This window comes from Planotetraspora silvatica (genome assembly GCF_016863315.1).
GTDB lineage: Bacteria > Actinomycetota > Actinomycetes > Streptosporangiales > Streptosporangiaceae > Planotetraspora > Planotetraspora silvatica.
The window spans coordinates 47,415-73,589 of record NZ_BOOQ01000024.1 but is presented as its reverse complement, the minus strand read 5'-3'; the positions used below and the strand labels follow the sequence as shown (position 1 = coordinate 73,589).

The 26,175-nt window shown below is 68.7% G+C and carries 22 protein-coding genes and 1 pseudogene; 10 read left to right on the top strand and 13 right to left on the bottom strand.

Going from position 1 to position 26,175, the window contains the following annotated elements; genetic code table 11:
- Positions 1 to 191: 191 nt before the first annotated feature.
- The gene (locus Psi02_RS18555; protein WP_203975727.1) at positions 192 to 3,662 is read right to left on the bottom strand and encodes a phosphodiester glycosidase family protein; all 3,471 of its coding nucleotides are present in this window, start codon (positions 3,660 to 3,662) and stop codon (positions 192 to 194) included.
- Between the two features lie 268 nt (positions 3,663 to 3,930).
- Between Psi02_RS18555 and Psi02_RS40975 the strand changes: the two are divergent.
- Positions 3,931 to 4,272, top strand: a pseudogene (locus Psi02_RS40975) (class I SAM-dependent methyltransferase); the annotation flags it as partial.
- A gap of 62 nt (positions 4,273 to 4,334) precedes the next feature.
- Here Psi02_RS40975 and Psi02_RS18545 read toward each other — a convergent pair.
- From Psi02_RS18545 to Psi02_RS18535, 3 genes are all read right to left on the bottom strand, one after another.
- The gene (locus tag Psi02_RS18545) at positions 4,335 to 5,099 is read right to left on the bottom strand and encodes a class I SAM-dependent methyltransferase (protein ID WP_203975718.1); all 765 of its coding nucleotides are present in this window, start codon (positions 5,097 to 5,099) and stop codon (positions 4,335 to 4,337) included.
- Entirely contained in the window at positions 5,096 to 5,752 is a 657-nt protein-coding gene (locus Psi02_RS18540) for a cysteine hydrolase family protein (protein WP_239094990.1), read from the bottom strand. The genes Psi02_RS18545 and Psi02_RS18540 overlap by 4 nt, the downstream gene beginning before the upstream one ends.
- 76 nt (positions 5,753 to 5,828) lie before the next feature.
- Positions 5,829 to 6,542: a M24 family metallopeptidase gene (locus Psi02_RS18535; RefSeq protein WP_203975715.1), complete on the bottom strand. Its 714-nt coding sequence runs from the start codon at positions 6,540 to 6,542 to the stop codon at positions 5,829 to 5,831.
- A gap of 447 nt (positions 6,543 to 6,989) precedes the next feature.
- Here Psi02_RS18535 and Psi02_RS18530 point away from each other — a divergent pair, with 447 nt between their 5' ends.
- The 3 genes from Psi02_RS18530 (at position 6,990) to Psi02_RS18520 (ending at position 10,430) form a co-directional block, all read left to right on the top strand.
- Positions 6,990 to 8,501, top strand: a complete 1,512-nt coding sequence (locus Psi02_RS18530; protein ID WP_203975713.1) for an aldehyde dehydrogenase family protein — start codon at positions 6,990 to 6,992, stop codon at positions 8,499 to 8,501.
- Between the two features lie 201 nt (positions 8,502 to 8,702).
- Complete coding sequence (locus tag Psi02_RS18525) at positions 8,703 to 9,251, top strand: NADPH-dependent F420 reductase (protein WP_203975710.1); 549 nt, start codon at positions 8,703 to 8,705, stop codon at positions 9,249 to 9,251.
- A gap of 177 nt (positions 9,252 to 9,428) precedes the next feature.
- Positions 9,429 to 10,430, top strand: a complete 1,002-nt coding sequence (locus tag Psi02_RS18520) for an AraC family transcriptional regulator (protein WP_203975708.1) — start codon at positions 9,429 to 9,431, stop codon at positions 10,428 to 10,430.
- 40 nt (positions 10,431 to 10,470) lie between these two features.
- Here the strand turns inward: Psi02_RS18520 and Psi02_RS18515 are convergent, their stop codons facing one another.
- Positions 10,471 to 11,448 (bottom strand): phosphotriesterase family protein, encoded by a 978-nt coding sequence (locus Psi02_RS18515; RefSeq protein ID WP_203975706.1) that lies wholly within the window; start codon positions 11,446 to 11,448, stop codon positions 10,471 to 10,473.
- 220 nt (positions 11,449 to 11,668) lie between these two features.
- Here Psi02_RS18515 and Psi02_RS18510 point away from each other — a divergent pair, with 220 nt between their 5' ends.
- A complete protein-coding gene (locus tag Psi02_RS18510; RefSeq protein WP_203975703.1) occupies positions 11,669 to 11,896 on the top strand; it encodes a hypothetical protein in 228 nt (75 codons plus the stop codon).
- Here the strand turns inward: Psi02_RS18510 and Psi02_RS18505 are convergent.
- Both Psi02_RS18505 and Psi02_RS18500 read right to left on the bottom strand, forming a co-directional pair.
- Positions 11,887 to 13,092: a cytochrome P450 gene (locus tag Psi02_RS18505; RefSeq protein WP_203975702.1), complete on the bottom strand. Its 1,206-nt coding sequence runs from the start codon at positions 13,090 to 13,092 to the stop codon at positions 11,887 to 11,889. The genes Psi02_RS18510 and Psi02_RS18505 overlap by 10 nt on opposite strands.
- Positions 13,093 to 13,160: 68 nt before the next feature.
- Entirely contained in the window at positions 13,161 to 14,705 is a 1,545-nt protein-coding gene (locus Psi02_RS18500) for a Na+/H+ antiporter (protein ID WP_203975700.1), read from the bottom strand.
- Between the two features lie 83 nt (positions 14,706 to 14,788).
- On the opposite strand from Psi02_RS18500, the gene Psi02_RS18495 reads away from it, so the two are divergent.
- The 5 genes from Psi02_RS18495 (at position 14,789) to kdpA (ending at position 19,816) form a co-directional block, all read left to right on the top strand.
- On the top strand, positions 14,789 to 14,977 hold the full coding sequence (locus Psi02_RS18495; RefSeq protein WP_203975698.1) for a hypothetical protein: 189 nt from the start codon (positions 14,789 to 14,791) through the stop codon (positions 14,975 to 14,977).
- Positions 14,978 to 15,061: 84 nt separating this feature from the next.
- A complete protein-coding gene (gene kdpF / locus Psi02_RS41085) occupies positions 15,062 to 15,151 on the top strand; it encodes a K(+)-transporting ATPase subunit F (protein WP_203975696.1) in 90 nt (29 codons plus the stop codon).
- Positions 15,151 to 17,286 (top strand): potassium-transporting ATPase subunit KdpB, encoded by a 2,136-nt coding sequence (gene kdpB, locus Psi02_RS18485; RefSeq protein ID WP_203975695.1) that lies wholly within the window; start codon positions 15,151 to 15,153, stop codon positions 17,284 to 17,286. The genes kdpF and kdpB overlap by 1 nt, the downstream gene beginning before the upstream one ends.
- A 2-nt stretch (positions 17,287 to 17,288) precedes the next feature.
- Entirely contained in the window at positions 17,289 to 18,161 is an 873-nt protein-coding gene (locus tag Psi02_RS18480) for a potassium-transporting ATPase subunit C (RefSeq protein WP_203975693.1), read from the top strand.
- Positions 18,162 to 18,163: 2 nt separating this feature from the next.
- Entirely contained in the window at positions 18,164 to 19,816 is a 1,653-nt protein-coding gene (gene kdpA / locus Psi02_RS18475; protein ID WP_203975691.1) for a potassium-transporting ATPase subunit KdpA, read from the top strand.
- 38 nt (positions 19,817 to 19,854) lie between these two features.
- Here kdpA and Psi02_RS18470 read toward each other — a convergent pair whose 3' ends face one another.
- From Psi02_RS18470 to Psi02_RS18445, 6 genes are all read right to left on the bottom strand, one after another.
- On the bottom strand, positions 19,855 to 20,658 hold the full coding sequence (locus Psi02_RS18470) for an ABC transporter permease (protein ID WP_203975690.1): 804 nt from the start codon (positions 20,656 to 20,658) through the stop codon (positions 19,855 to 19,857).
- A complete protein-coding gene (locus Psi02_RS18465; RefSeq protein ID WP_203975689.1) occupies positions 20,655 to 21,662 on the bottom strand; it encodes an ATP-binding cassette domain-containing protein in 1,008 nt (335 codons plus the stop codon). Before Psi02_RS18465 ends, Psi02_RS18470 begins: the two co-directional genes overlap by 4 nt.
- A 262-nt stretch (positions 21,663 to 21,924) precedes the next feature.
- A complete protein-coding gene (locus Psi02_RS18460) occupies positions 21,925 to 22,512 on the bottom strand; it encodes a DUF1707 SHOCT-like domain-containing protein (protein ID WP_203975685.1) in 588 nt (195 codons plus the stop codon).
- A gap of 87 nt (positions 22,513 to 22,599) precedes the next feature.
- Positions 22,600 to 23,121, bottom strand: a complete 522-nt coding sequence (locus Psi02_RS18455) for an EXLDI protein (protein ID WP_203975683.1) — start codon at positions 23,119 to 23,121, stop codon at positions 22,600 to 22,602.
- 200 nt (positions 23,122 to 23,321) lie between these two features.
- Complete coding sequence (locus Psi02_RS18450) at positions 23,322 to 25,877, bottom strand: DUF4118 domain-containing protein (RefSeq protein WP_203975681.1); 2,556 nt, start codon at positions 25,875 to 25,877, stop codon at positions 23,322 to 23,324.
- 9 nt (positions 25,878 to 25,886) lie between these two features.
- Positions 25,887 to 26,057 carry a hypothetical protein gene (locus Psi02_RS18445; protein WP_203975680.1) on the bottom strand — a complete coding sequence of 57 codons (171 nt, stop codon included), beginning with the start codon at positions 26,055 to 26,057 and terminating at the stop codon, positions 25,887 to 25,889.
- Between the last annotated feature and the right edge of the window lie 118 nt (positions 26,058 to 26,175).

Genomic DNA, 26,175 nt, shown 5'->3' with positions numbered 1-26,175 from the left:
GTGCGCATCTCGTCCACGGAGCCGGCCGGATCGTGGATCGGGAACGGCACCGCGCGGATGATCGCGTTCGGACGGTCGGTTCGCGTGCGCTGAGGGCGAGCACGTACGTGCTCGCCCTCAGCCGGGCCGCCTCGCGCGTCAGATCAGCAAGGAGCCGATCCGCAGCGGCTGCGTGCCGGAGTTGGTCACGGTCACTTTCCGCCGCTCGTGACCTGGATGGTCTTCGAGGTCGTGATCGGCGCGAGCGAGCTGTCGTCGGTGTAGGCGCGCATCGAGTCGTTGGTGACCGATACGGTGACCGAGCCCGTACGCAGCGCGGTGAGCGTCCGGGTCTGCGGGTCGAGGATCGCGACGATCTTGTGTGACTTACGGGCCTTGTCGATGGCGTCCTTCCCGCTGCCGATCGCCAGGTTGGACGAGCCGCTCCAGTCGACCGACATCGGGTACTGCAGCGGCACGACACGCGTGCCCGTGGACACGCCCTGGGGCTGCACGATGCTGCCGGAGAGCTGCGCGGTCGTGCTCACCTCAAGCGAGTCCGGGGTGTTGAGCGTGATGGACTGCGCGAAGGCGCGCACGTCGGCCTCGAGCCATTGCTGGTCGGCGTCCTGGCGCGAGTCGACCGACCAGTCGACCCAGCCGGTGAAACCGCCGCGGTCCGGCGTGCCGTACGGGTCCTTGCCGGAGGACGGCAGCACCACGTACGGGACGCCTTCGAGGCGGTGGACGTTGGCGATCTGGGCGTGGGATCCGACCATCGCGGCGCCCTTGCCCGTGGAGTCACGGAAGTCGGTGAGCATGTTCTCGATGAGCGCGACCTCGTCGCGGTCGCCGAGCTGGCTGGACTTGGTCTCGGCGGGATCGTCCACCGGGTGGTGGGCGAACACCATCACATTGTGCACCGACTTGTCGTCCTTGGCGTCGGCGAGCGCCTGCTGCAGCATCGGCAGCTGGTCCCAGGCCGACCCGCGCAGCGACCCCAGAGAGCTGGCGAGCAGGATGAACCGCGTGCCCTTGTGGTCGAACGTCCGGTACGGCCGGCCGAACTCGTTGGTGAAGTTCGTCAGGTCGGACTGGACGTTGTTGAGGCCGTAGGACTCGTGGTTGCCCGGCACGTAGTAGCACGGGATCGAGCCGGCCTTCGGATTCGGCGTGCTGTTTTCGGCCGGCTCCTGGCCGACCGGGATGAGGTCGCATCCGGCGTCGGTGAGCACCTTGCGGGCGAGCGCGAGGTCCTGCGGCAGGCCGCGGTCGGTGATGTCACCGTTGAGGACGAGCAGGTCGGGCTTGGTCTGCCGGATCCGCTTGATGGCGGTCGTCGCGACCTGGGTCAGCGCCGGGTTGTCGGCCGTGAACTGCACGTCCGACAGCGTGGCGAACCGCCACGTGTCGTGACCCTCGGGCAGCGAGCCGTCATCGGAGATGAGCGGGTCGGACCGCAGGCCGGGCTGGGCGGGCAGGTCGATCGACGTCGGGACGTCGGCCTCGATACGATCCAGGACGAACGTGCCCGCCTTCTGCTGGGCGACGCTCGTGTTGATGCCCTGGAAGGTCGAGATCGAAATCGGGAACGCCGTGTTGGCCGGCAGCGTGAACGTCGCGTACTGCCAGTCGCTGCTCGCGGTCAGGCCGGTGCCGTAGACGCCGGTGCTCTTGCCGTTGGCGTCGTAGTAGGCGATGTAGGTCAGGCCGCTCGGCACGCTGATGCTCGACTTGATCCGCACCCGAATGCGCAGCGGCTGGCCGGGCACCGCGACGCGCTGGGCCGCCGACGCCGCCACGATGCCCACGTTGCGCATCGCGTTGAAGGTGATCCGCAGGCCGTCGGGGTCCGCGGAGAACGTCGTGGCCGCAGTGCTGTTGTTGCGCCAGCGGGCGAGCACGTCGTCGTCGAAGTCGTAGACCGTCTTGGTCTCGACGCCGATCGTGATCGGGAGCTGGACCGACTTGCCGGCGACCGAGACGGTCAGGATCGTGCCAGCGGCGGTGAGCGGCGTGATCTTCAGCTTGCCGTCGACCGGCTGGATGTCCACGACGCTGTGGTCGTAGTCGAGCGACAGGTCCTGCGGGTCGATCGGGGCCGTGTAGCCCTGGCCGTCACGGCCGGTCACGGAGACGGTGACCGCGTTGGCGGGCGTCGCGTCGGCGATCGACAGGCGCTGGGACGACAGCTCGACGCTGTCGACCGGCTCGAGGACGGTGACATTCTCACGCGCCGCCTCGTGACCCACCTTCGTCTTGACCGTGATCGTGCCGTGCGGCTTGGCCTTGGTCGGGGCCGCGAGCGTGCCGCCCTTGACGGACGCCCCGTGAGCGGACCACCGCACGGACTTCGCGTCGACCGTCACCGGCGTCTGGTGGTTGTCGACGCCCTGCGCGACGAGCGCGCGGTGCAGCCCCGGGAAGACCTTCACGCCGCCGTCGGCCGACGCCGCACCCGGCGCGGCCTTCAGGAGAAGCTCGTGCAGCTTGCCGTCGCCCTTCGCGACGAACACGCCCACGCCGTTCGGGTCGCTGCGCTCTTGACCGTCGGACGGGACGTTGCGGACGGTCGCGTCGTCCTCGCCGAGCGCGCGAGCGACCATCGTGGTCGAGCCGCCGCCGTCGAGGTTGACCGCGGTCTGCACGCCCATCGCGGCGAGGTCGCGCGCCTCCTCGTCGATCCCGACGCCGCCCTTGCCGGTGCCGCCCGGCCCGTCCCAGGTGGCGAGCACGAGCGTGTGGCCGCCGTCCTTGAAGCCGAGCGCGGTGCGCGGGGCGATCGAGGTGTCGAGGCCACCGACGACCTGGCCGCCGGAGACGATGGTGCCGCCTTCGCCGAGCGCGAACTTCATCGTCTTGGCGACGTCGTCGGCGAGCGCGTAGCTGAGCGTCGCGGGGTCGCCGGGCCGCAGCGCGCGGATCGCGGTCGCCGCGGCGCCGCGCCCGACGAGCACGAAGCCGCCGGCCGGGATCGCCCCCGAGCCCGCGGGACCATTCGGCGTGACCGACACGACCGAGCCGTTCTCGACCAGGACCTCGGCGATCTGATCGTTGGCCACGCCGGTCAGGCCGCGGTTGCGGCTGTAGTCGCCCCACGCGGACGTGAACGCGATCAGGCCGTCCGCAGGGACCCCGCCGCCGTTCGCGGCGTTGATCGACAGGACCTTGTGGTCCGCGCCGGTGAAGTTCGCGGTCGTGTTGACCGTGAGGTCCACGAGCTGGGCGATGCCGTCATCGCTGACGCCGACGTGCTGGCGGCCGCCGATGTCGGCGGTCTTGATGAGCTGCCCGTCCTGGATCTCGCCGCCGAGCGCCGCGTTGGAGTTGCCGATGTCGAAGAACTCGCCGTTGACGCCCGCGACGGCGCCCGCCTTGTTGGCGGCCGCGCTGAGCGGCCCGCCGGACGCGACCGGCCCGGAGGTCAGCAGGTCCGTGCCGACCGATTTGTCGGACAGGTCCACAGTCAGGAACTGGGCGTTGTACCAGCCCTTCTGGTCAAGCGCTTTCACGTGCTGCAGGTTGATCCCCGGACCGATCTTCTCGGTCGTGTTGATCAAGGGGATTCCGCCGGTAACCGGCGCAGGCCGACTGCCGTCCGCGTACGCGGCGGCAGGTAGGACCGCCAGCGTGGCCGCCGCGGCGAGCGCCGCCAGCAGTGGCCTCGTACACCGATGGTTCAAGACCATCAATTTCATCGGTACCTCGGGCTCAAGAGATGAACGGAGGCAACCCCCCCGCTACGCCCAGTTCGATCAAGGGCGCGCACCCGATTAAAAAGATCCACTAAGAAGCGCGGATGGCCCCACCGCGAGCACGCGATGAAACCTTGCGGAAGGCGAACCCACCTCGAGCCCTGCGCCGCCGGCGATGTCGGCCTGCCGCTGCCGGTCGATCCGCCTGGCCCTACGCATCCGGTAGCCGTTCAGCTCGGCCTCGGCATCGTCGGGCATGACCAGTCCGTTGAATCGTGTCGCGGCAGCCGGTACGCAGATTCGCCGACGACATGTGTCAGGCCCCCGTGTCCGGCAAGATGATCACATGGCAGAGGAGAACGGCAGGCGGTGGAACCACAACATCCATTACCACCCCCGCATCCTGCGCGCGGTCCCCGATGGCGCTCAGCACGCCCTCGATGTCGGCTGCGGCGAGGGCATGCTCGCCCGCGAACTCCGGCAGGTCGTGCCGCACGTCACCGGCATCGACCTCCACGCGCCCAGCATCGACCAAGCCCGCGAGCACCGAGATGACGTCGACTACCTCCTCAGCGACTTCCTGACCCACCCCTTCGAGCCCGCCTCGTTCGACGTCGTCGCGTCGGTGGCGACCCTGCATCACGTGGACGGCCAGACCCGTCATGGAAGGCCGATGACCAGGCGTAGGGAGCCGTGGAACTCGGGCTGGTCGCGTAGGTGGCCGAAGCGGGCGTCCCAGGCACCGCTCTCGAGGTCGGCGCGCAGGCGGTCGACGGCGCGCCGTTCGGCGGCCTCGTCCACGAAACCCCAGGCCGACTGGGATCTGCGCACTTCGGGTTCCAGGAAGCGCTCCGGACGGCCGTAGTAGGCCTCGGTGAATCCGTCCACGCAGTCGAGTGGGATCGGGACCGTCTCCACGCGGCTCGTCGTCCCGATCCGTTCGGCGATCCAGTCGATCTCGGGGTATCGGCGGCGCTCGGCGGCGACGAGTTCGGGACAGTACTCGGCCAGCCACAACAGGTCGAGTGCGTCGCCGTCGAAGGTGAGCACGACGACCGGTCCGCGGCTGACCCGGCGCATCTCACTCAGGCCCTTGGCGGCGTCCGACCACTGGTGCACGGTGACCGAGGCCAGTGCGGCGTCGAAGGCCCCGTCGTCGAAGGGGAGGTGTTCGGCGATCGCGTCGAGCGCGGGCACCCGGTGTGCGGGTCGCTGCGCCCGCATGACCTCCGACGGTTCGACCGCCACGACGTACCGGTCTTCGGGCTCGTAGGATCCGGCTCCCGCGCCCACGTTGATGAGGCTGCGCACGGGACCGATCGCCGTGTGCACCTGCGCGGCGATGCGCGGATCAGGCCGGCGCTGTACGGCGTAGCCGTGCCCGTGACTGTCGTAGTCGAAGTCGCCCGCTCGGGTGACCGTCATACGGTGCTCCTTTCGGCATCCAGCGCGGCGGCGATCGCGTCTGTGGCCGCGAGGGTCACACCCAGCCCCTTGATCTCGTCGCATCCGCTGCTCGTCAGGCGGGAGACGGCGTTCTCGGCCAGGACCAGGCGGTAGTCGCGTTCACTGGCCTCGATGAGCGTCGCGCGAGGGCAGTTGGGGAAGTTGCAGCCGGCGATGACGAGGGTGTCCACGTCCCAGCCGCGGAGGATCTCGTCGAGCGGGGTCCGATGGAAGGCGCCCCAGCGAGGCTTGAACAGGGCGTACTCCTGCGGGCCCAAGTGCTGCGGGCGGCCGCTGAGCAGCAGGTCCGCGTCCAGTGGCGGAGCGCCGGGCGGCAGCAGCGGTTCGGCCAGGGCGCTGCCCGCGCTGCCGGGGAGGACGATCCGAGCGCCACTTGCCAGCAGGGACCGCCGGACGAGGTCGGCGTCATGGCCGTCGGGGCGGTACAGACGGACGATGTGCACGATCGGCCGCCCGGCACGGCGGAACGCCGCCGCAAGGTCTGCCATGGCTGGCAGCAGCTCAGTGGTGCCGGGCACCCCGTGGGGCGCGCCGGAGAGGAAGTCGCGTTGCACGTCGATCGTCAGCAGCGCCGACGACGCCCAGTTGGGTGTCAGGTGGGGGTCGATCATCACGGGTTCACCCTACGAGCGTGCGTCGCCGGACGGAGGTCGCCCGCGCTTGCGATGCCGAGGAGCTCTGGTCGGCCTATCGGTCCGCGCCTGACGCACCTGGCACGAGGTCGAGGAGTTCTTCGTGGAAACCGCCGAAGCCACGCTCTCGGTCGATGAGGTGGATCTCCAGGATCCAGTGGCAGTCGTGTCCGGTCCGGTCGGTGCGCCGCATCGGCCGGTCACTGCCGGGCGCGATGTACCACTCGAGCTGATCGCCGTTGATCTTCTCGTGCGGGAACTCCCCCACCAGGTGCCCGGCGTGCGGGCCGCCGTACTCCCACCCCGCCTCGCGCGTCAGCCGTACGACCTCGGAGAACAGTTCCTCGCCGGTGATGTCCGGGTGGGCTTCGAAGTATCGCCGACCGGCGGCGAAGATTTCGGGCAGGTCGGCGCGCAGCCGGTGCTTGACCGGGTCGTCGCCGAGCACGAACGTGCGCCCGAAGTCGGCCTCCCACTCCTCGAAGATCGGGCCGAAGTCGGCGAATGCGATGTCATCGGCCTCGATGATCCGGTCCGGCGGGTTACTCCGGTACGGGTGGAGGGTGTTGGGTCCGGAGCGGAGGATCCGCTTGTGCCAGAAGCGCTTGACGCCGAACATCTCGTTCGCCAGGTCACGGATCCGGTCGCTGACCGCCCGCTCGCTCTCACCTGGGACGATCAGGCCGCGTTCGCCCACCTCGGCGAACAGCTCGACGGCCTTGGCCTGAGCGTCCAGCAGGCGGGCGGCCCGCATGCGTTCATCGTGCATACGTCGGACCGTACATGAGCCCCATCCGTGTGCCGGTGACCGGATTCTCGCGCATTCGCCGTGACGTTCACCTTCGCAGCGCTGGACGGGAAAATGCGAACGAGTGCAGCTGTTGAGCCCCAGTGGACGTACGTTGATTCGGACGGCCGGCTGGCCTTCGAGATCACACATCGAAGGCCCGTCCATAGGAGTGCCGCACCGAGGGTACGCACAGAAGGCGCTGGACAACGGCTTGAACAGGAATTATGCATCGGCACTCGATTATCGGATGGTGATGCGACAGGCGACGTCCGCGTCAGCTCCATCAGACCGGTCCCACCGGCCATGCCTTGACGGTCCTTTCAGGGGAGATATTGTCCGCAATCGATTGCAGAGGCAACCGCCCGACTCGTCGGAAAGCCACAGCCCCTGCCGTCATCAGCGTGTCTCTCCTTCGAAGGAGTCCGTATGACGACCACGACGTTCGGGACCGTCCCCCCGCCGATCGGGGGAAGCGAGGTCTGGGGTGCCTTCATCGGGGGTGCTTTCGTCGACCCCGGTGATGAGGACACCTTCACGGTGATGGAGGCGGCCACAGGGCAGCCGCTCGCCCGGGTGGTCTCCGGAGGCGCCGAACTCGTCGACCGCGCAGTGGCCGACGCACGAGGTGCGTTCAGGGCTTGGCGGGACACCTCGCCTCGCGAACGCGGCCGGCTGTTGCGTCTGGTCGCCGCGAAGATCCGCGAACATGTCGACGAACTGGCCGAGATCGAAGCCCGGGAAGTGGGCAAGCCGCGTCGCGACGCGCTGAGGTTCGACGTCTCCTACAGCCACGCCGGCTACGACTACTACGCCGGCCTCGCCGACACCCTGCACGGCGAGATCCTCGACCAGGGTCCGATCGAGGCTCGCGTGGTCTACGAGCCGTACGGCGTCGTCGCGGCGATCCTGCCGTTCAACTGGCCGCCGATCCACTTCACGAAGAAGTGCGCACCGGCACTCGCGGCGGGAAACACGGTGATCGTGAAACCCGGCGAACAGGCGCCACTGACCGTGTTGAGGATGGTCGAACTGGCCAACGAGGTGCTGCCTCCCGGGGTGCTCAACGCCGTACCGGGCATCGACGCCGGTCGTGCGCTGGCCTCGCATCCGCGCGTGGAGCGGATCACTTTCACCGGCGCGACCGCGACGGGCAGGCGGGTCCTCCAGAGCGCCTCCGAGCATCTGACCTACGCCACGATGGAATTGGGCGGGAAGAACGCGCTGCTCATTCTCCAGGACGCGGATCTGGACGTCGCGCTGGACGTCGCGCTTGAAGGCATGTTCTACAACCAGGGCGAGGCCTGCACCTCCACCGCCCGGATCCTCGTGCACGACTCCATCCATGACGAGTTCCTCGAGCGGTTCGCGCGTGCCACCGAGCAGTTGGTGGTCGGTGACGGCCTGGATCCGGCGACCGACATCGGACCGATGGTGGACGCCCGCCAGCGGGACAAGGTCATGGCGTACCTGCAGACCGGTCTCGACGAAGGCGCGCGCCTGGTGACGCAGGGAAGGATCCCCACCGACGAGCGGCTTGCGGACGGCTACTGGGTGCCGCCCACCGTCCTTGCGGACGTGACAGCCGACATGACCCTCGCCCAGGAGGAGATCTTCGGGCCGATCGCCTGCGTGATGCGTTTCACCTCGGAAGACGAGGCCATCGAGATCTGCAACGGGACCGACTACGGCCTGACGGCCGCGATCTGCACCACGGATCTGGTCCGCGCCGGCCGGATCGCCGATCGCCTGGAGGTCGGCATGGTGTTCGTCAACAACTACATGCGTCGCTCGTTCCTCGGCTCGCCGTTCGGCGGAGTCAAAGGCAGCGGCTTCGGCCGGGAGAACGCCGTCGAGACGCTGCACGAGTTCGTCCGGTCGAAGAACATCCGCTTTCCGTCCGGGCGGGGAAAGATCCCCACCTGGCCGCCGCAGGACTGAGTCCGGGGCCACCGTCAAGACACCGCAGAGGGCATCTCGACGTCGCCTGCTCATCGGCATCTTCCCCGTCGGCCGTGTCACCATCCACCGGCGCCCCGATCCCCCGGCACCGAAGCCGTAGCCGCCGCCCTCCTGCCGCCGTGGAATGATCGGAACTCCGGCCCAAGGGGTCGTGGTCAGGCAACCAGACAGGGGTCGCACATGAGGATCGTCACGGTGGGTCGGGGCCGCATCGGCGGCGGACTGGCCAAGATCTGGTCGAAGGCCGGGCACGAGGTCATCACCCTGGGCCGTGACGGCGGTGACGGATCGTCGGCAGACGTGGTCCTGGTCGCCGTTCCCGGGCCGGCGATCGCGGCGGCGTTGGCGAACGTGACCGGCATCGCCGGCAAGGTGACCATCGACGCGACCAACGCCTATGGGCAACGCTCCGCCCGGTTCCCGTCGCAGGCGCACGAGATCAAGTCCATCATCGGCGGGCCGACCGCCAAGAGCTTCAACACCAACTGGGCGGTGATCTACGACCAGATCGAAGAGCAGCGGGTCCGCCCGGGCAACCTGTTCGCCGCCGACCCGGACGCTCGGCAGGTCACCGAGCAACTCATCGTCGACGCCGGCTTCGACCCCGTCCATATCGGGGACTTGGAGCACGCGCGGATGCTGGAAGACCACCTCCCACTCATCCAAGCCGTCGCCTCCGCCGGGCTGGGACCCTTCTTCTACCGCATGGCCGGCCCCGGACAACTCTGAGCGAACAGACGGGGCGTCGTGTCCATCCCCTTGTCGGAAACATCCCGGCGGCCACGGCGCCGCCGTCTCTCCGCGCTCGATTAGCGGAAGGATCGGTACGTCTCGGTCTGATCGCCAGGGGCCGGCATCTCCATTTTGGCTAGTTATCGCCCCGTTCAGCCCGTTTTAGAATCAGGCATGTATTCCTGGAATACGGCCGCTCCGATCGCCTCGGTGGGCGCCTGGGGTGAGGCGTTCACCAGCCTGCATGGCGCCGGCCGAATCAGTGTGCCCGACCCTGCGGCCCCGTGGGCAGGGAGTCTGGACTGGCAGCGGTCCGCGACTTACGCTCTGGCCCTCTGCAGTGGAGGTCAGGAAGTGGTACGCCGGGACCGGCGGCACATCCGGTCGGATCCGCGGGGAACCTACGAGCTTCTGGTGCCGTTGGCGGGCACGGCGTGGGTGGAGCAGGGGCCGTCGTCGGCCGAGATCCGGCGCGGCTCCATGGTGCTGTGCGACATCGACCGGCCGCTGGCCTTCGCCCACGACGCCGACTTCCTGTCCATCGCGTTCATCATGCGTGAGCAGGACGTGGCCGCCCGCAGCCTGGCAGTGACCCGCAAGCCCGTGACGCTCGACTCCTCCATCGGTCTGGGCAGGGTGGTCAGGCAGGTGGTGGCCACACTGCAGGAGGAGCGTGAGCAGTTCTCCGCGACGACTTTCGACATCGCGTGCGACCGGCTGCTCGATCTGGTGTGCCTGGCGGCGGAGGGCGGCACCGATTCAGCGCCCAGCGGGCAGCGTGCCCGAGTGGAGGCCTCGATCCGGCGCTACGTCCGCGAGCACGCCTGCGACGCGGACCTCGATGGCACCAGGATCGCGCGGGCGCTCGGCTGGTCGACCCGCTACATCCAGCAGGTGCTGCAAGCGTCCGACACCACATCGCGTGACCTCATCCGTCGCGAGCGGCTGCAACTCGCCCGGTCCAGGCTGGCCAGCAGGAGTTGGGCGGCCACGTCCATCTCGCAGATCGCCCACGCCTGCGGCTTCGGAAGCCATGCGGCGTTCACCACCGCGTTCCGGCAGCAGTTCGGCAGAACGCCCACCGACGTCCGCAACGACGCTCTCCATCCGAGGCGGACCTCGCCGTCGAAAGCCGAGCCGAGCACCGGATCCGGCGAAGGCGATGCGCTCGGCTGAAACCCTCCGGTCGCCGAGCGGCACCGCCCCACGGGCGCTGCTAGGGCTTGGCCGGGCTGAAGTACCGGCGCGGGTTGTCCACCAGCATGGTGGTCAGTTGCGCCTGGGTGACCCCGGCGCGGAGCAGCGCCGGAAGCACCTGCTCGTGCAGGTGCGTGTAGTGCCAGTTCGGCGCGATCTGTTCGCGTACACCCGGAGGGAACCAGTCGATGTGGCACGACGCGTCGTGTGACAGGACCATCCGGTCGGCCAGTCCCTGCCGGGCGAGGGCCGCGACGGTCGCCACTCGTTGGTCGCCGGGCAGCAGGATGTCCAGTCCGAAGCGGTCCATGCCGACGTAGGAGCCGTTGTCGATGAGTTGGCGCAAATAGTCCAGGTCGGCGGTGTCACCGCTGTGCCCGATGACCACCGCGCCGAGGTCGACGCCCTCGCTGCGCAGGATCTCCTGTGCGGTCAGGCCGGTGCGCGCGTGCGCACTGGTGTGGACGGTGATCGGCGCACCCGTGCTGAGGTGGGCCTGCGCCACGGCCCGCATCACCCGCTCCACACCCGGTGTGAGCTCGTCCTCGATCGCGCATTTGAGGAAGGCCGCTTTGATGCCGGTGTCCGCGATGCCCTCGGTGAGTTCACGGATGAACAGTTCGGTCATGCGCTCCGCGCCGCCGAGCAGCGTTCCCGGACCGTGGTAGCGGAAGTAGTGCGGCACGTCCGCCAGCGTGTAGAGGCCGGTCGCGACCACGATGTTGAGGTCCACGCGCTGGTTGACCGACGCGACGCGTCGCACGTCCCGGCCGAGGCCGATGACGGTCGGATCGACGATCGTGGACACGCCCGTTTCCGCAAGGGCCGTCAACCGGGCCACGGCGTCGTCGACGCGTCGCTGCTCGTCCCAGCTCTCCGGCATGCTCCGCCGTAGTTCCTCGCTCAGGACGAAGACGTGTTCGTGCATCAGTACGGTGCCCAGATCGTCCACGGCCACCGGGCCGTTGACGGTGGGCACCTGCGGGGTCAAGGTCATGAGGTCTCCAAGCGCGTCAGGTGTGGGGGCCGAGCCCCGCCTACGTGGGGCAGTCGCGGGGTCCGCGCGAAGGAACGCCCACGGTCCTCGGACCCGAAAAACAACGATCATGGGCGCGGGGCCTGAGATCCATGCTGGGACACAGGGCCGGACGCCGCTTCCGCGCGAGCGCAGGGTCCTTGTGCCCGGGCGAACGACTGCCTCGTGGGGGCGTCGGACCATGTCGAGGTGCACATGCCACGGTGGGCCGCCCACGGAGATCAACGGCGTTCCGACGATCACACTGCGCGTGGTGGACGGGAGCAAGATCTACGTGGCGACGGAGGGCAAGCCGTACATCCTCCGCATCGCCTCGCCGTCGCCCCGGATCGCCCGCTGCCCTGGCCTGATCGCCGGCTGCGACGGCCTTCCGGGCGGCTTGGCCTTTGCCGTTCGGCGTCACCCCTGAATGAGCGGAAGGCGGCGCACTCCTGTCAGGGACGGCATGGGGATGAACTGCACGGGGTCGTCCGGGTCGGTACGCAGGGCGTCGAACCGGTCGAGCAGGATGTTCAGCGCGACCCGTCCCTCCAGCCGGGCCAAGGGCGCGCCCAGGCAGAAATGGATGCCGCGGCCGAAGCCGAGGTGCGGGTTGGGGTCGCGGTCGGGGTCGAAGACGTCAGGGTTGGGGAACCGGCGCGGATCCCGGTTGCCCGCCGCGAGCCAGATCATGACCATCTGGTCGGCCGGGATGGTCACGCCGCCGAGCCGGGCCTCGCGGGTCGTGGCGCGGCCGAGGAGAGCGAACGGGGTCAGGAACCGGATGGACTCCTCGATGACGATCGGGATCGAGGAGCGGTCGGCGCGTACCCTCTCCTGCTGCTCGGGGAAGGCGTCCAGGCACAGCACCGTGTTGCCGAGCAGCATCGTCGTGGTGATGTGCCCCGCGAGCAGGAGGACGATCGCGAAGTTGACCACCTGGTCGTCGGGCAGGCGTTCGCCGTCCACCTCTGCCTCCACCAGTCTGGTGAGCAGGTCGGCGCGCGGCTGCCGTCGGCGTTCGGCGGCGTGGGCGGCGAGATAGGCGGACATCTCCTTCCACGGTCTCATCGTGGCCTCGATGTCCGCGCCTCGCTCCTCGGCGGTCCGGTTGAGCGAGACCTCGGTGTCACGCTGGAACAACGCGTCGGCCCACTGCTTGAACAGGGCACGATCCCCGCTGGGAACCCCGAGCAACTCGGCGATGACGATGACCGGCAGCGGATAGGCCAGATCGCTCACGAGCTCGAACCCGCCGCGCTCACGCGCCGCGTCGAGCAGCTCGTGGGTCAGTGCGGCGATCCTCGGTTCGAGATCCGCGACGACCTTACGGGTGAATGCGCTACTGACCAGTTTGCGCAGCTTGCCGTGCTTCGGCGGGTCGATCTGGGTGATGAAGCCCTTCAGCGAGAAGTCGTCTTCGCCGGGCATCAGCTCCTTGGGGACCACCCGCACGGTGTCGGAGGAGTACGTCGCGGGGCCGCCGAGGACCTCGTGCATCTCCGGGTAACCGTAGACATTCCACAGCCCGGTGCGGGCGTCGAACTCGACCGCCGGGCCCGATCGGGGCCCGTGCAGCCAGAAGTGCTGTTCGGGGATGTCGTACCGCTCGACGATGTCGGACATCGCCTCTCCTTGGTCGAGGATCCTTCTGCTGATGTACATCAGGACTACCCCTTGCGGTGCTTCCGTTCTCACTCGTCGATGAAGCGCTGGTCCTGCCGGTCGAGGTGGCGCTGGAGGCGGCGGTGCGTCTCCTGCCCGATCTCGCCCGCGGCGTACATGCGAGAGAGCGCGTCGCTCTGTACGGCGAGCACGTCGCGGTGTATCTGACCGTAGACATCGGTCAGGTCCTCGGACTCCTGGTCGAGATCCATCTGGGTCTGAACAGACCGCCGGACATGCGCCAGCATGGCCGGCGAGACGGCCTCAAGGTCCTCGAGTTGTTCGATGTAGCCGGCGGCGATCTCGGTGAGCCGCCGCCGGGCCCTGACGTATTCGGCACGCGAGTGGTCGGGGCTGACCGCGAGACCCGAGAGCCTGACCAGCGGCGCGAGGGTGAACCCCTGCGCGACCAGGGACACGACGATGACGCCGGTCGCCAGGACCATGAGCAGGCTGCGATGAGGCAGCGGCAGCCCGGTGGCGGTGGTCAGCGGGATGGACAGGGCCGCGGCGAGCGGCACCACGCCACGGGCGCCGGCCCAGGAGATCACCGCGGGCACCTGCCAGGACGGCCGGAGGCGTCCTCCTGTGCGCCATTGCCGGAGCGCCGACAGGGGGAACATCCAGGCCACCCGGACGACGACCAGCGTGAGCGCGATCGCGAGGACGGCGGGAACCCATGACCGCTCGGCCGCGGACAGCTCTCGGATCTGACCGGGCAACTGGAGGCCGATGAGGCTGAAGACGACGCTCTCCAACAGGAAGATCAGCGTTCCGTACACGGCGGTCAACTGGAGCCGGGTGCCGGGATTGGTCAGCTCGTGCTGCCTGATGCCGAGGATCACGGCCGCCACGATCACGGCGGTCACCCCCGAGGCGTGGACGGCCTCGGCCAGCACATAGGCCAGGTAGGGGACGATGAGGGCGATCACGCTCTCCAGGACCGGGTCCTCGGTGCGGCGCCGCACCCACGAGACGCCGACGGCGACCACTCCCCCGACCAGCACTCCGCCGCCGGCCAGCCTGGCGAAGTCGACGGTGACGCCGGTCCAGCTCACCGCGCCGCCGGCCACCGCGGCCGCGGTGGCGATCCGGAACAGAATGAGGCTGGTGGCGTCGTTGAACAGGCTTTCCGCTTGGACGAGAGTCTGCAGCCGGGGCGGCAGAGCCAGCCTGCGGCCCAACGCGGTCACGGCGACCGGGTCGGTGCTCGCCAGCACCGCCCCCAGCACGAATCCCAGGGCCAGCGGGAGAGGGGTCAGCATCACGGTGACGAACCCCACCGCAGCGGCGGAGACCAGAACGAGCCCGACCGCGAGCAGGGCGACCGGCCGCCACAGCCGTTTGAGCTCGCGCCAGGACAGCTCCTCCCCCGCCGCGTACAGCAGCGGCGGCAGCACCACCAGGCTCACGATCTCCGGCGTGACGTGAATCCGGTCGGCGATGGGGAGAAGCCCGGCGACGACACCCGCGACGACGAGCAATGACGGGGCCGGCACGCTGATCCGGTCGGCGAACGTGGCCACGACGGTGGCCACCGCGACCAGGAACAGCACGATCTGTACGCCTTGCACCGCATCCCCTCGGAAGCCCCATTGCCGACCAGACTTCCCGGCGCACCAGGCACCAACCTACAGGAACAACGCAGATCAGTCGGATGGTCATCGCTGACGGCGAGGCCGTGCATGTGGGCGATGCGATCGACGTCCAACCGGTCGATCCCGCCGCGGCAGCTCGCCTCGCGATCCAGAGGTCGAGCCATGGAGACCGGCGCGATCTCGGCGAGACACCGATCACCTACTCGAAGGCTGATCCGCGTCAACGTGACGCAGGGATTTCGTGGTGAACACGTTAAGTGACTTGCGTGACCCCTTATAAGAGGTTCTACGTTCTAAACGCATCCTTGGAGTGGAATTTATGGTGATCTCCGGTGACTGTTGAAAATCTTATCGGCTTGATCGTTTCGGTCGCTCTGCTCGTGTACCTCCTCCTCGCGATCCGCTTCCCTGAGAGGTTCTGATGGCCGTCGAAGCGCCGGTCGCTCCGGACACCACCCGCGCCGGGGAGCCGCGACCCGCCCACAGGGTCGCCGCCGGGATACTCGATCCACGGCAATTGTGGAAGGCGCTCCCGGAGGCGCTGCGCAAGCTCGACCCCCGGGCTCTCTGGCGTAACCCCGTCATGTTCGTCACCGAGGTGGGCGCCGTGCTGACCACGGTGTTCACGGTCCCTCATCCGTCGCTCTTCGGCTGGCTGATCACCGTCTGGCTCTGGCTCACCGTGATCTTCGCCAATCTGGCCGAGGCGGTGGCCGAGAGCAGGGGCCGCGCTCAGGCGGCGACGCTGCGCCTCACCAGACAGCAGACCGTCGCCCGGCGCGTCGTGGGCTGGGCCGAGGACGTCCCATCGTCGGCGGTCCGCGCCGAGGAGATTCCCGCCGGGCTCCTGCGGCGAGGCGACGTCGTGGTCGTCGACGCCGGTGAGCTGATCCCCGGCGACGGCGACGTGGTCGACGGGGTGGCCAGCGTCGATGAGTCAGCGATCACCGGTGAATCGGCCCCGGTCATCCGGGAGTCCGGCGGCGACCGCTGCGCGGTCACCGGCGGTACGCGCGTCCTGTCCGACCGGATCGTGGTGCGGATCGCCCAGGACCCGGGCGAGAGCTTCATCGACCGCATGATCAGTCTCGTCGAGGGCGCCAAGCGGCAGAAGACCCCGAACGAACTCGCTCTCAACCTGCTCCTGATCGCGCTGACCATCATCTTCCTGATGGCCACCGTCACGCTCCAGCCGATGGCGATCTTCTCCAAGGGCGTGATGGCAGCCGCCCCCGACACCCTTGCCATCACCGGCGCGGGCATCTCCGGCGTCGTGCTGGTCTCGCTCCTGGTCTGCCTGATCCCGACCACGATCGGCGCGCTGCTGTCCGCCATCGGCATCGCCGGCATGGACCGGATGGTTCAGCGCAACGTGCTCGCGATGTCGGGCCGGGCCGTGGAGGCCGCGGGCGACGTGCACACCCTGCTGCTGGACAAGACCGGCACCATCACGTTCGGCAACCGGCAGGCCGACTCCTTCATCCCCGTCGGTGAGACCGGAGAGACCGACCTCGCGCACGCCGCCCTGCTGTCCAGCCTCGCCGACAGGACACCCGAGGGACGCTCCATCCTGGACCTGGCCCGCCGGCACGTCGGCCAGGAGGCGGGTGCCGAGGTCGACGGCGTCTGGGTACCGTTCTCCGCCGTCACCCGGATGTCCGGGGTCGACCTCCCCTCACGCAGCCTGCGCAAGGGCGCGGCCGCCTCCGTCTCCTCATGGGTGCGAGAACACGGCGGGCCGGTTCCGCCGGAGCTCGACGAGATAGTCGCAGGCGTGTCCGCGTCCGGCGGCACTCCCCTGGTCGTGGCGGAGCAGACGCGCGTCCTCGGCGTCATCCATCTCAAGGACGTCGTGAAGCCCGACCTGCGTGCCCGGTTCGAGGAGATGCGCCGGATGGGCATCCGCACCGTGATGATCACGGGCGACAACCCGGTCACAGCGCGGGCGATCGCCGACGAGGCCGGGGTGGACGACTTCCTGGCCGAGGCGACTCCGGAGGACAAGCTCGCCCTGATCCGCAAGGAGCAGGAGGGCGGCCGCCTGGTCGCGATGACCGGTGACGGCACCAACGACGCCCCCGCCCTGGCGCAGGCCGACGTCGGGGTCGCGATGAACACCGGAACGTCGGCCGCCAAGGAGGCCGGCAACATGGTCGACCTCGACTCCGACCCGACGAAGATCGTGGAAATCGTCGAGATCGGCAAGCAACTGCTGATCACTCGCGGCGCGCTCACGACGTTCTCGATCGCCAACGACATCGCCAAGTACTTCGCGATCCTCCCCGCGATGTTCGGGCCCATATATCCGGGCCTGTCCCGGCTCAACGTCATGGGCCTGCATTCACCGCTCTCGGCGATCCTGTCCGCCGTCATCTTCAACGCCGTCGTCATCGTCGCGCTGATCCCGCTCGCCCTGCGCGGCGTGCGCTACCGCCCCTCCAGCGCCTCCCAGCTGCTCGCCCGCAACCTGTGGGTGTACGGCCTCGGCGGCGTGATCGTGCCCTTCGTGGCCATCAAGCTGATCGACCTCGTCGTCCAGTTCATCCCAGGAATATGATCATGAACCGTCTTCCACGGTGGCTCGCCCATCACGTGGCGGCCCTGCGGGTCGTCGTGGTGCTCACCCTCACCGTCGGCCTGGTCTACCCGCTCGCAATGACCGGAATCGCCCAGGCGGTCCTCGGTCGCAGAGCCGACGGCTCCCATCTTGAGAAGGACGGGAAGGTCGCCGGCAGCGAACTCATCGGCCAGTCCTTCACCGGCACGGACGGCGAGCCCATCAAGCGGTACTTCCAGAGTCGCCCCTCGGCCGCCGGCGACGGCTACGAACCGGGCGCGACCGGAGCGAGCAACCAGGGCTCGGAGAGCGTCGTCGACGTGCTTCCCGACCCGGCCGACCCCGAGTCGGGCAAGCTCAGCCTGCTCACCGAGGTCTGCGCGCGAAGCAAGGCCGTCGGCGAGTTGGAGCAGGTCAGCGGTGCCCGGCCGTACTGCACCTCCGACGGCGTGGGCGCCGTACTCGGCGTGTTCCGCGAGCAGGGCCTGAGCGGCCGGGCGACCCGCGTGGTCAGCCTGAACCAGGCATGCCCGGCCACGCCCTTCCTCGCCACCTATGAAGGCGTCGCCGTGGAGTGCGCCGAGCCGGGCGACGACTACAGCAAGGCGCTCGTCGTCCCCGTCCGCGGCGACGCGCCGGCCGACCCCGTGGTGCCCGCCGACGCGGTCACCGCGAGCGGCAGCGGCCTCGACCCGCACATCTCACCGGCGTACGCCGCTCTCCAGGCCCCTCGCGTCGCCAGGGAACGCGGCCTCAGCCTGGACAGGGTCGAGGACGTCATCAAGCAGAACACCACCGGCCGTGCTCTCGGCTTCCTCGGGGAGCCCGGCGTGAACGTGCTGACGCTCAACCTCGCGCTGGACCGGGAGTCCTGATCATGTACGGCTGGCTGCAAGCGTTGTTCGTCCTCACCCTCCTGGTGGTCCTCCACGTCCCCGTGGGCGACTACATGGCCCGCACCCTGGACGGCGGCCGCCACCTCGCCATCGAGCGCCGCCTCTATCGGATCTGCGGCGTCGATCCCGACCGTGAGCAGGACTGGCGCCACTATCTGCTGGCGCTGATGGCCTTCTCCGTGCTCGGCATCGCGGCCCTGTTCGCGCTGCTGACTCTCCAGGGCTCCCTGCCGTGGTCGCTCGGTCACCCCGGCATGTCATGGGAGCTGGCGCTGCACACCGCGGTCAGCTTCACGACCAACACGAGCTGGCAGAACTACGCCGGCGAGGCCACGACGGGCCACCTGGCCGTCATGGCCGGGCTCGGCGTGCAGGGCTTCGCCTCCGCGGCCGTCGGCATGTGCGTCGGCCTCGCGCTCATCCGCGGCCTGGTCAGGCGGAGCGGCACGGAGATCGGCAACTTCTGGGTCGACCTGGTCCGCAGCGTCTTCCGCGTCCTGTTGCCACTGGCGGTCCTCTTCGGGATCGTGCTGATCTGCATGGGCGTGCAGCAGAACCTGGACGGCGCGCAGACTGTGAACACCGTCGCGGGCGGCACGCAGACCCTGATCGGCGGTCCTGTCGGCTCCTGGGAGCCGGTCAAGCTCATGACCGGTGACGGCGGCGGCTTCTTCAACGCCAGCAGCGCCCACCCGTTCGAGAACCCCTCGTCGCTGAGCAACTCCCTCGAGATCCTGATCATGTTGATCGTCCCGACCGCCTTCATCCGGACCTTCGGCCGGATGGCCGGCAACCTCAGGCTGGGCTGGACCATGTTGACCGTGGTCGGCATCCTGTTCGGCTTGCTGCTCATCGCCGGCAACCTCGCCCAGGCCGCCCACACGGGCACGGTCGCACAGGCGGTGGGCGCCCAGACGGAAGGGACCGAGACCCGCTTCGGCATCCCCGCGAGCACGCTCTTCGGCGTCTCCGCGACGGCGTCCGCCGACGGCGCGCTCAACGCCTCCTACGACAGCTTTTCCAGTCTCGGCGGCGGAGTGCTGCTCGCGGCCATGATGCTGGGCGAGATCGCTCCCGGCGGCACGGGCAGCGGCCTGTACGGCCTGATCATGGTCGTGCTTGTGGCCATCTTCCTGGGCGGCCTCATGGTGGGCCGCACGCCCGAGTTCATGGGCAAGCGCATCGGCTTCACCGAGATGCGCTATGTGGTGCTCTACTCGCTGGTCTCGCCCACCCTCATCCTCGCCTTCACCGGGTTGGCCGTAGGGCTCCCGGCAGGAGTGTCGTCGATGGGCAATGTCGGAGCTCACGGCCTCACCGAAGTGCTCTACGCCTACACCAGCAACGTCAACAGCAACGGCAGCGCCATGGCCGGGCTGAACGGCAACACGATGTTCTACAACCTCACGATGACCGCTGCCATGTTCATCGGGCGATACCTGCCGATCGCCTTCGTCCTGGCGCTGGCCGGGAGGCTGGTGCGACGGCAACCTCAGGCGGTGACCGCCGGCACGCTGCGAACCCAGGGCGTCAGCTTCGTCGTCCTGGCCACGGGCGTCGCGCTGATCGTGGCGCTGCTCAACTTCCTGCCCGCGCTCTCCCTCGGCCCCCTCGCCGACGGCCTGCTCGGTTAGCCCCGTCCGTGCGCCAGAACCCGTCCGGCGCACGGACTTCATCGGCTGACCGCCCTCTTGTACAGGCGCGTGGCCAGCGGAGCGAACACCGTCAGGATCAGCACCGACCAGAGCAGCGACGTCGCCACCGCGTGCTGGAGCGGCCACGCGCCGGGGACGGGCATGGCGGGGCTGGTGTTGCCGAACAGCTCTCGCGCGCCCTGGACGATCGTGGAGACGGGGTTCCACTCGGCGACGACCTTCAGCGGCCCGGGAAGGCGTGAGCTGTCGACGAAGACGTTGGACAGGAACATCAGCGGCATCGACACGACGGTGGCGACGTTGTTGAACACCTCGGGCGTCCGCAGAGCCAGCGCGACCGTCGCCGTCACCCAGGAGAACGCGTAGGAGAAGAACAACAGCAGCAGGAAGCCCATGACGGCCTCGTACGGCGTGGAGTTGATCCGCCAGCCGACGGCCAGCCCCACCACGGCCATCACGACGATGCTGGTGAGGTTCATGAGCACGTCGCAGAGCGTCTGGCCGATCAGCACCGCCGACGGCGCCATCGGGAGCGTGCGGAACCTGTCGAAGATGCCCTTTCGCAGGTCCAGGGTCAGGGTGTAGCCGGTGATCTGCGCACCGGAGACGATCGCCACGACGAAGACCCCGGGGACCATGTACTCGCGGTAGGACATGCCCGGCACGTCGATCATGCTGCCGAAGACGTAGGCGAACAGCAGGACGAACACGATCGGGAGAATGATCGCGCCCCCAAGTTGGTCGGGCGCCCGCTTGATCTTGAGGGCGTTGCGCTTGGTGATCGTCATGCCGTCGGAGATCGCCGCCTGGAGGGCGTTCATCGGCTGTGCTCCTTCGCGGTAGTGGTCGCGGTGGGGTTCTCCTTCGTGGTGGCGCTCTCGTTCGCGGTCGCCTCGTGCCCGGTGAGCGCGAGGAACACGTCGTCCAGCGTCGGCCGTCGCAGGCCGGCATCCCGTACGGTGACCCGCTCGGCGGCCAGCCTGCCCAGGGCGTCGGTGAGCGACGCCGCGCCATGGGTCACCGGGACCGTCACCCGCAGTGCGGCGGCATCGGTCCGCATGTCTCCGACGGCGAGGGGGGCCAGTTCCCGCCGTACGGTCGCCAGGTCCTCCGCGTTCGTCACCGTCAGCTCGATCCGGTCGCCGCCGACCTGGTCCTTGAGCTCATCGGCCGTGCCGAGCGCGATCACGCGGCCGTGGTCGACCACCGCGATCCCGTCGCTGAGCCGATCGGCCTCCTCCATGTACTGGGTGGTGAGCAGCAGCGTCGTGCCGCCGGCGACGAGCTCGGATATGACGTCCCACAAGCCGGCCCGGGCCCGGGGGTCGAGGCCGGTGGTCGGCTCGTCCAGGAACAGCACCGGCGGGTCGGCGACCAGCGCTCCGGCGAGGTCGAGCCGGCGCCGCATGCCTCCGGAGTAGCCCTGCACCGGGCGATCTCCCGCCTCCACCAGGTCGAAGCGTTCCAGCAGTTCTCGAGCGCGCTCTTTGCTGCGCCGGGTGCCCAGGTGGTGGAGGCGTCCCACCATCTCCAGGTTCTCCGCGCCGGTGAGGTGATCGTCGACCGCGGCGTACTGCCCGGACGCTCCGATGCGGGATCGCAGTCGCCCGGCGTCGCCGACGACGTCGAGGCCGGCGACGGTGGCATGGCCGGAGTCCGGCTTCAGCAATGTGGTCAGGATCCGCACGGCTGTGGTCTTTCCGGCGCCGTTCGGGCCGAGCAGCCCGAACACCGTCCCCTCGGGGACGGACAGATCCATCCCGTCGAGGGCCGTCACGTCGCCGTATTTCTTGACCAGGCCTTCGGCCATGATCGCGGGGGGCATGGGGATTCTCCTCTGCTCGCTTGTTCGGGGGGTTGTTTGCTTCCTCGGGGGGTCCGGAAACGCGGTCAGGGCATGACGGCAGGGCGGCCGATCGATTTCCGACCGTCCGGATGGTTGTCGAACCGAAAGTTCAGCCGTCGAAAACGTCGATCGACGACCGGGTGACGGGCATGTACGGGACGCCTACTTGCCGCCGCCCGACCATGCCCGATCGATCAGCGCGGGGAATGCCGGTGCCGGGCCAGCGCCATATCCCCGTCGTTCAGCGGTGGGTTCCGAACCATGTGCGCCGGTGGCGGATCTTCAAGGAACCGTAGGCCAGCTCCCCGGTGATCCGGACGTGGAGCTTCCCTGGACGCCTTCGCCCCGGCACCTTGCAGGTCACGGTGCCCCACTCAGCGAACGCCTCATCCGCCTCCGCTGTCGCGCCGCGCGGCAGGATGATCGTCGCGGAGCCGTACGTGACGTGGAGTTCGATCTGGATCTCCGGATGGTCGATGACGCCCTCGGACAGGTCGAGCCTCACGCCGCCATGCGTGGAGGCGACCCGAAGCAGGCGCGGAACCCGCCATTCGCCCGCTCGCCTGACGCTCCCACCCGTGGACTTCAACTCCACCACGTCATCCACGAGATCGTCACGCAGGCCGGCGACAGCCGGCATCAGATCGCCATGAGACGTGGACGTAAGAGCCAGCTCAAGCCGCTCGTCCATCTCCTCAGATGTCAGGCGCCCCTCAGCGAACGCCAGCTGAAGCCGCTGAACGACCTTGTCCCGATCACCATCGGAGACACGCACCCGCGGTTCCGGCTGTCTCTCAGCCTGGCCTCGATCATGCCTTTCTCCTTCCATTGCTCCTCCTATTTGATCTAGTAGGGGCGATCCGGCGGACCACCGCCGGCCCGAGGACCGACGATTCCCCTCCAGCCGGTCGAGCCCTCAGATGTCGAGATCCTCCACGGCGGGACGCTCGGCCAGGTCAGCGATCAACTCGTAGAACTCGTCGGGCACCTTCCCGCGCAGGTCCTGGAAGGAGTCAACGACCTCCAACGTGGATTCACCCTGTACGAAGCCCCAACTCGAATCGCCAAGGCCGAGCAGAGTCCGCCACGACAGCCAGTTGTCGGAATCCGATCCGTCCGTCCAGTCGGGAGAGCGGTCCACATGCAGGACGAACTTGCCCTTGCGGGACCGATAGACCCGGAACATCTCGACCCGGCTTCCAGTGGTACGCCCCCACTCGCCGAGGAGCACTCCGGAGAAGCGCTGCTTGCGCCCGACACCCTGCAGGCCGATCTCCACGATGATCTCGTCATAACCCTCCTGGCGCCCCTCCTCCATCTCGATGTAGCGTCGCAGTGCCGCCGAGATCGCCTGAGACAGATTTCCCCCGGAGAGCTCCTGAGCCCGCTGGAAGAGCGCCAGATCATCCTCGGACACATAGATCGTTTTGTTCGGCATCGCCAACCTCCACTTGTACGTATGAGTCTACGTATAAAGGGGGCGGTTCGACAACGCCATTCATCGGTGGGACTTCCCAGGAAGCCGCTCTGGTACCGGCGGGATCCCCCGCATCAACGGCGAGCGGGATTACCGTCCTCGCCCGCAGCGGCACAGCGACGCGTTGTGGCAGTGGACGTCTTCGACGATGACGATCCGCGTCACAAGGGAACCTGATCGGGATGCGCCGCCGGTGCCATGGGCAGGGAAACGATCATGGTGAGACCTCCCCCTGGCGTCTCCTCAGGTACGAGCGTCCCGCCCATCGCCTCGGACAACCCTCGAGACAGGGCGAGGCCGAGGCCCACCCCCGAATGGTTGTCGCGGTCGCCGAGACGCTGGAACGGCAGGAACACACGGTCATAGGATTCGCGCGGAATCCCGGGTCCGCGGTCGATGACCCGGATTTCGACGTGATTGCCGTGCCAACTTCCGGTGACCAGGACCTTCCGTCCGGCGGGGGTGTAGCGAACCGCGTTGGACGTCAGGTTGACCAGCACCCGTTCGAGCAGGGCCGGATCGGCGATCACCTCGGGCAGGTCGGTGCTGAAGTCGGTCTCGATGGTGGTCCCGAGCGGTCCGAGATCGTCGATCGCCCTCGGCACGATCTCGTCGAGCGCAACGGGCTGCAGCGCCAGGCCGAGCACCCCGGCCTGCAGGCGGCTCATGTCGAGCAGGTTGGTGACCAGACGATCCAGTTTGACCAGGGACTCGTCGGCAGTCGCCAGCAACTCCTCGTGGTCCTCGGGGGACCACTCGACATCGGTGCTGCGCAGGCTGTCCACGGCGGCCTTCGCCGAGGCGAGGGGCGTGCGCAGGTCATGGCTGACGGCGGCGAGCAGGGCCGTGCGCATCCGATCGGCCGCGGCGAGCGGTCTGGCCTGCTCGGCCTCCTCCCTCAGCCGTTCCTGTCGCAGTGCCACGGCGGTCTCGGCGGCGAACGCCTCCAGCATGCGGCGGTCGGAGGCCTCCAGGAGCCGGCCGCGCGCGGCGAGGACCAGGTTGTCGTCGATGGCGACGTCGGTGTCGGCGAGGGCCGGGTATGTGCAGGGAACCCCACCGGAGGTGGCGACGATGCGCCAGGTGTCCGGGTCGGAGCGGTCATCCGGCGTCTGCCCCGCCTCCGGCCGGCGCTCGAGCAGCGCGACCGAGGTCAGGCCGAACGTCTCGCGCATCCGCGCGAGCAGGGAGGGCACTGCCGCCTCGCCGCGCAACACGTGGCCGGCGAGGGTCGAGAGGATCTGGGCCTCCGCTCCGGCTCGCGCGGACTCCCTGGTGCGCCGGGCCGCGACGTCCACGATGGTGCTGACCGCCGCCGCGACGAGAACGAAGACGACCAGGGCGAACAGGTTCTCCGGATCCGAGATCGTGAACTCGTTGATCGGTGGCGTGAAGAAGTAGTTGAGCAGGAGAGAGCCGCCGATCGCGGCCACGATGGCCGGCCACATGCCTCCGATGAGCGCGACGCCCACGACCATCAGCAAGAAGAACAGGATCTCGCTCGGCAGCGACAGCTGGTCTCTGAACGGGATGAGCGCGGCCGTGAGCCCCGGCACTCCGGCGACGGCGACACCCCACCCGATCAGCCGCCTCGTCCGAGTGAGTGCGGCGGGAGGCCCGGCCGGCCGGCGCCCCTTCCGTACCTCGTCATGCGTGACCATGTGAACGTCGATGGATCCGGACAGCGCGGTCGTCTCCACGCCCACGCCACGAGAGAAGATCTGGGCGAACCGGCCCCGCCGGGACGCGCCGAGAACGAGCTGGGTGGCGTTGACGCCTCGGGCGAAGTCGAGCAGCGCCCGCGGGATGTCCTCGCCGACGACCTGGTGGTAGGTGCCCCCCATGTCCTCCACGAGGGTGCGTTGACGGGTCAGGTTGGCCGGATCGCCTCCCTTCAGGCCGTCGGCCCTGGTGACGTGGACGGCGAGCACGTCGGCCCCCTTGGTGCGGGCGGCGATGCGAGCGGCCCGTCGCACGAGGGTGTCACCCTCGGGACCGCCCGTCAGCGCGACGACGACTCGTTCACGTGCCTCCCACGTCGTGGCTATCCCTTGCTCGGCACGGTAACGGTCGAGTTGGTCGTCGACCTTGTCCGCGACCCAGAGCAGGGCCAGCTCGCGCAGTGCGGTCAGGTTGCCGACCCTGAAGTAGTTCGACAGCGCCGCGTCCACCTTCTCGGGCTTGTACACGTTGCCGTGGGCCATCCGGCGGCGGAGCGCCTCCGGCGACATGTCGACCAGTTCGACCTGGTCGGCTCGCCGGACGGCCTCGTCGGGCACCGTCTCCTGCTGCGCCACCCCGGTGATCTGCTCGACGACGTCGTTCACCGACTCCAGGTGCTGGACGTTGACCGTCGAGACGACGTCGATGCCGGCGTCCAGGATCTCCTCGATGTCCTGCCACCGCTTGGCGTTGCGCGAGCCGGGCACGTTGGTGTGGGCCAACTCGTCGATCAGCGCGATGGAGGGCGCGCGCTCGATGACGGCGTCGACGTCGAGTTCGCTGAAGGTCGTCCCCCGGTACACCATCGTCTTGCGAGCGATGATCTCCATGCCGTCGAGGAGTTCGGCGGTGTGCGGGCGGTCGTGGGTCTCCACGAGAGCCACGACCACGTCCCTGCCCCGCTCCATGGCCCGGCGTCCCCCGCCGAGCATCGCGAACGTCTTCCCGACCCCGGGAGCCGCCCCGAGGTAGACCCGTAACCGCCCGCGTGGCACCTGCGATCACTACTCCTTGCCGAGGGACAGGTTGGGCTCGAGAGCGTCCACCACAGGCTCATCCACCAGGTCGAGGGCCCTGCCGGTGGGGGTGCCCCCGATGCGCGACCGCACCTTCGCGACGTCGCGACCGCGCTTCCTGATGGCGATCCCCACTCCTGGGACGGGGGCGTCAGCCACCCGATCAGGCAGCCCAAGGGAAAGCAAAGTGCAAAATCTGGGCGTACTTCCCGCTTTGACGCGCTACATACGGCTATCGCCTGAATATTGACGCGGTCCGTACGCGGGTTGGCCCAAG

Coding starts and splice junctions, on each gene's coding strand:
- Psi02_RS18545 (WP_203975718.1), bottom strand. CDS start 5,099: ATGACGGTCACCCGAGCGGGCGACTTCGACTACGACAGTCACGGGCAC.
- Psi02_RS18540 (WP_239094990.1), bottom strand. CDS start 5,752: ATGATCGACCCCCACCTGACACCCAACTGGGCGTCGTCGGCGCTGCTG.
- Psi02_RS18535 (WP_203975715.1), bottom strand. CDS start 6,542: ATGCACGATGAACGCATGCGGGCCGCCCGCCTGCTGGACGCTCAGGCC.
- Psi02_RS18530 (WP_203975713.1), top strand. CDS start 6,990: ATGACGACCACGACGTTCGGGACCGTCCCCCCGCCGATCGGGGGAAGC.
- Psi02_RS18525 (WP_203975710.1), top strand. CDS start 8,703: ATGAGGATCGTCACGGTGGGTCGGGGCCGCATCGGCGGCGGACTGGCC.
- Psi02_RS18520 (WP_203975708.1), top strand. CDS start 9,429: ATGTATTCCTGGAATACGGCCGCTCCGATCGCCTCGGTGGGCGCCTGG.
- Psi02_RS18515 (WP_203975706.1), bottom strand. CDS start 11,448: ATGACCTTGACCCCGCAGGTGCCCACCGTCAACGGCCCGGTGGCCGTG.
- Psi02_RS18510 (WP_203975703.1), top strand. CDS start 11,669: ATGTCGAGGTGCACATGCCACGGTGGGCCGCCCACGGAGATCAACGGC.
- Psi02_RS18505 (WP_203975702.1), bottom strand. CDS start 13,092: ATGTCCGACATCGTCGAGCGGTACGACATCCCCGAACAGCACTTCTGG.
- Psi02_RS18495 (WP_203975698.1), top strand. CDS start 14,789: ATGGTCATCGCTGACGGCGAGGCCGTGCATGTGGGCGATGCGATCGAC.
- kdpB (WP_203975695.1), top strand. CDS start 15,151: ATGGCCGTCGAAGCGCCGGTCGCTCCGGACACCACCCGCGCCGGGGAG.
- Psi02_RS18480 (WP_203975693.1), top strand. CDS start 17,289: ATGAACCGTCTTCCACGGTGGCTCGCCCATCACGTGGCGGCCCTGCGG.
- kdpA (WP_203975691.1), top strand. CDS start 18,164: ATGTACGGCTGGCTGCAAGCGTTGTTCGTCCTCACCCTCCTGGTGGTC.
- Psi02_RS18470 (WP_203975690.1), bottom strand. CDS start 20,658: ATGAACGCCCTCCAGGCGGCGATCTCCGACGGCATGACGATCACCAAG.
- Psi02_RS18465 (WP_203975689.1), bottom strand. CDS start 21,662: ATGCCCCCCGCGATCATGGCCGAAGGCCTGGTCAAGAAATACGGCGAC.
- Psi02_RS18460 (WP_203975685.1), bottom strand. CDS start 22,512: ATGGAAGGAGAAAGGCATGATCGAGGCCAGGCTGAGAGACAGCCGGAA.
- Psi02_RS18455 (WP_203975683.1), bottom strand. CDS start 23,121: ATGCCGAACAAAACGATCTATGTGTCCGAGGATGATCTGGCGCTCTTC.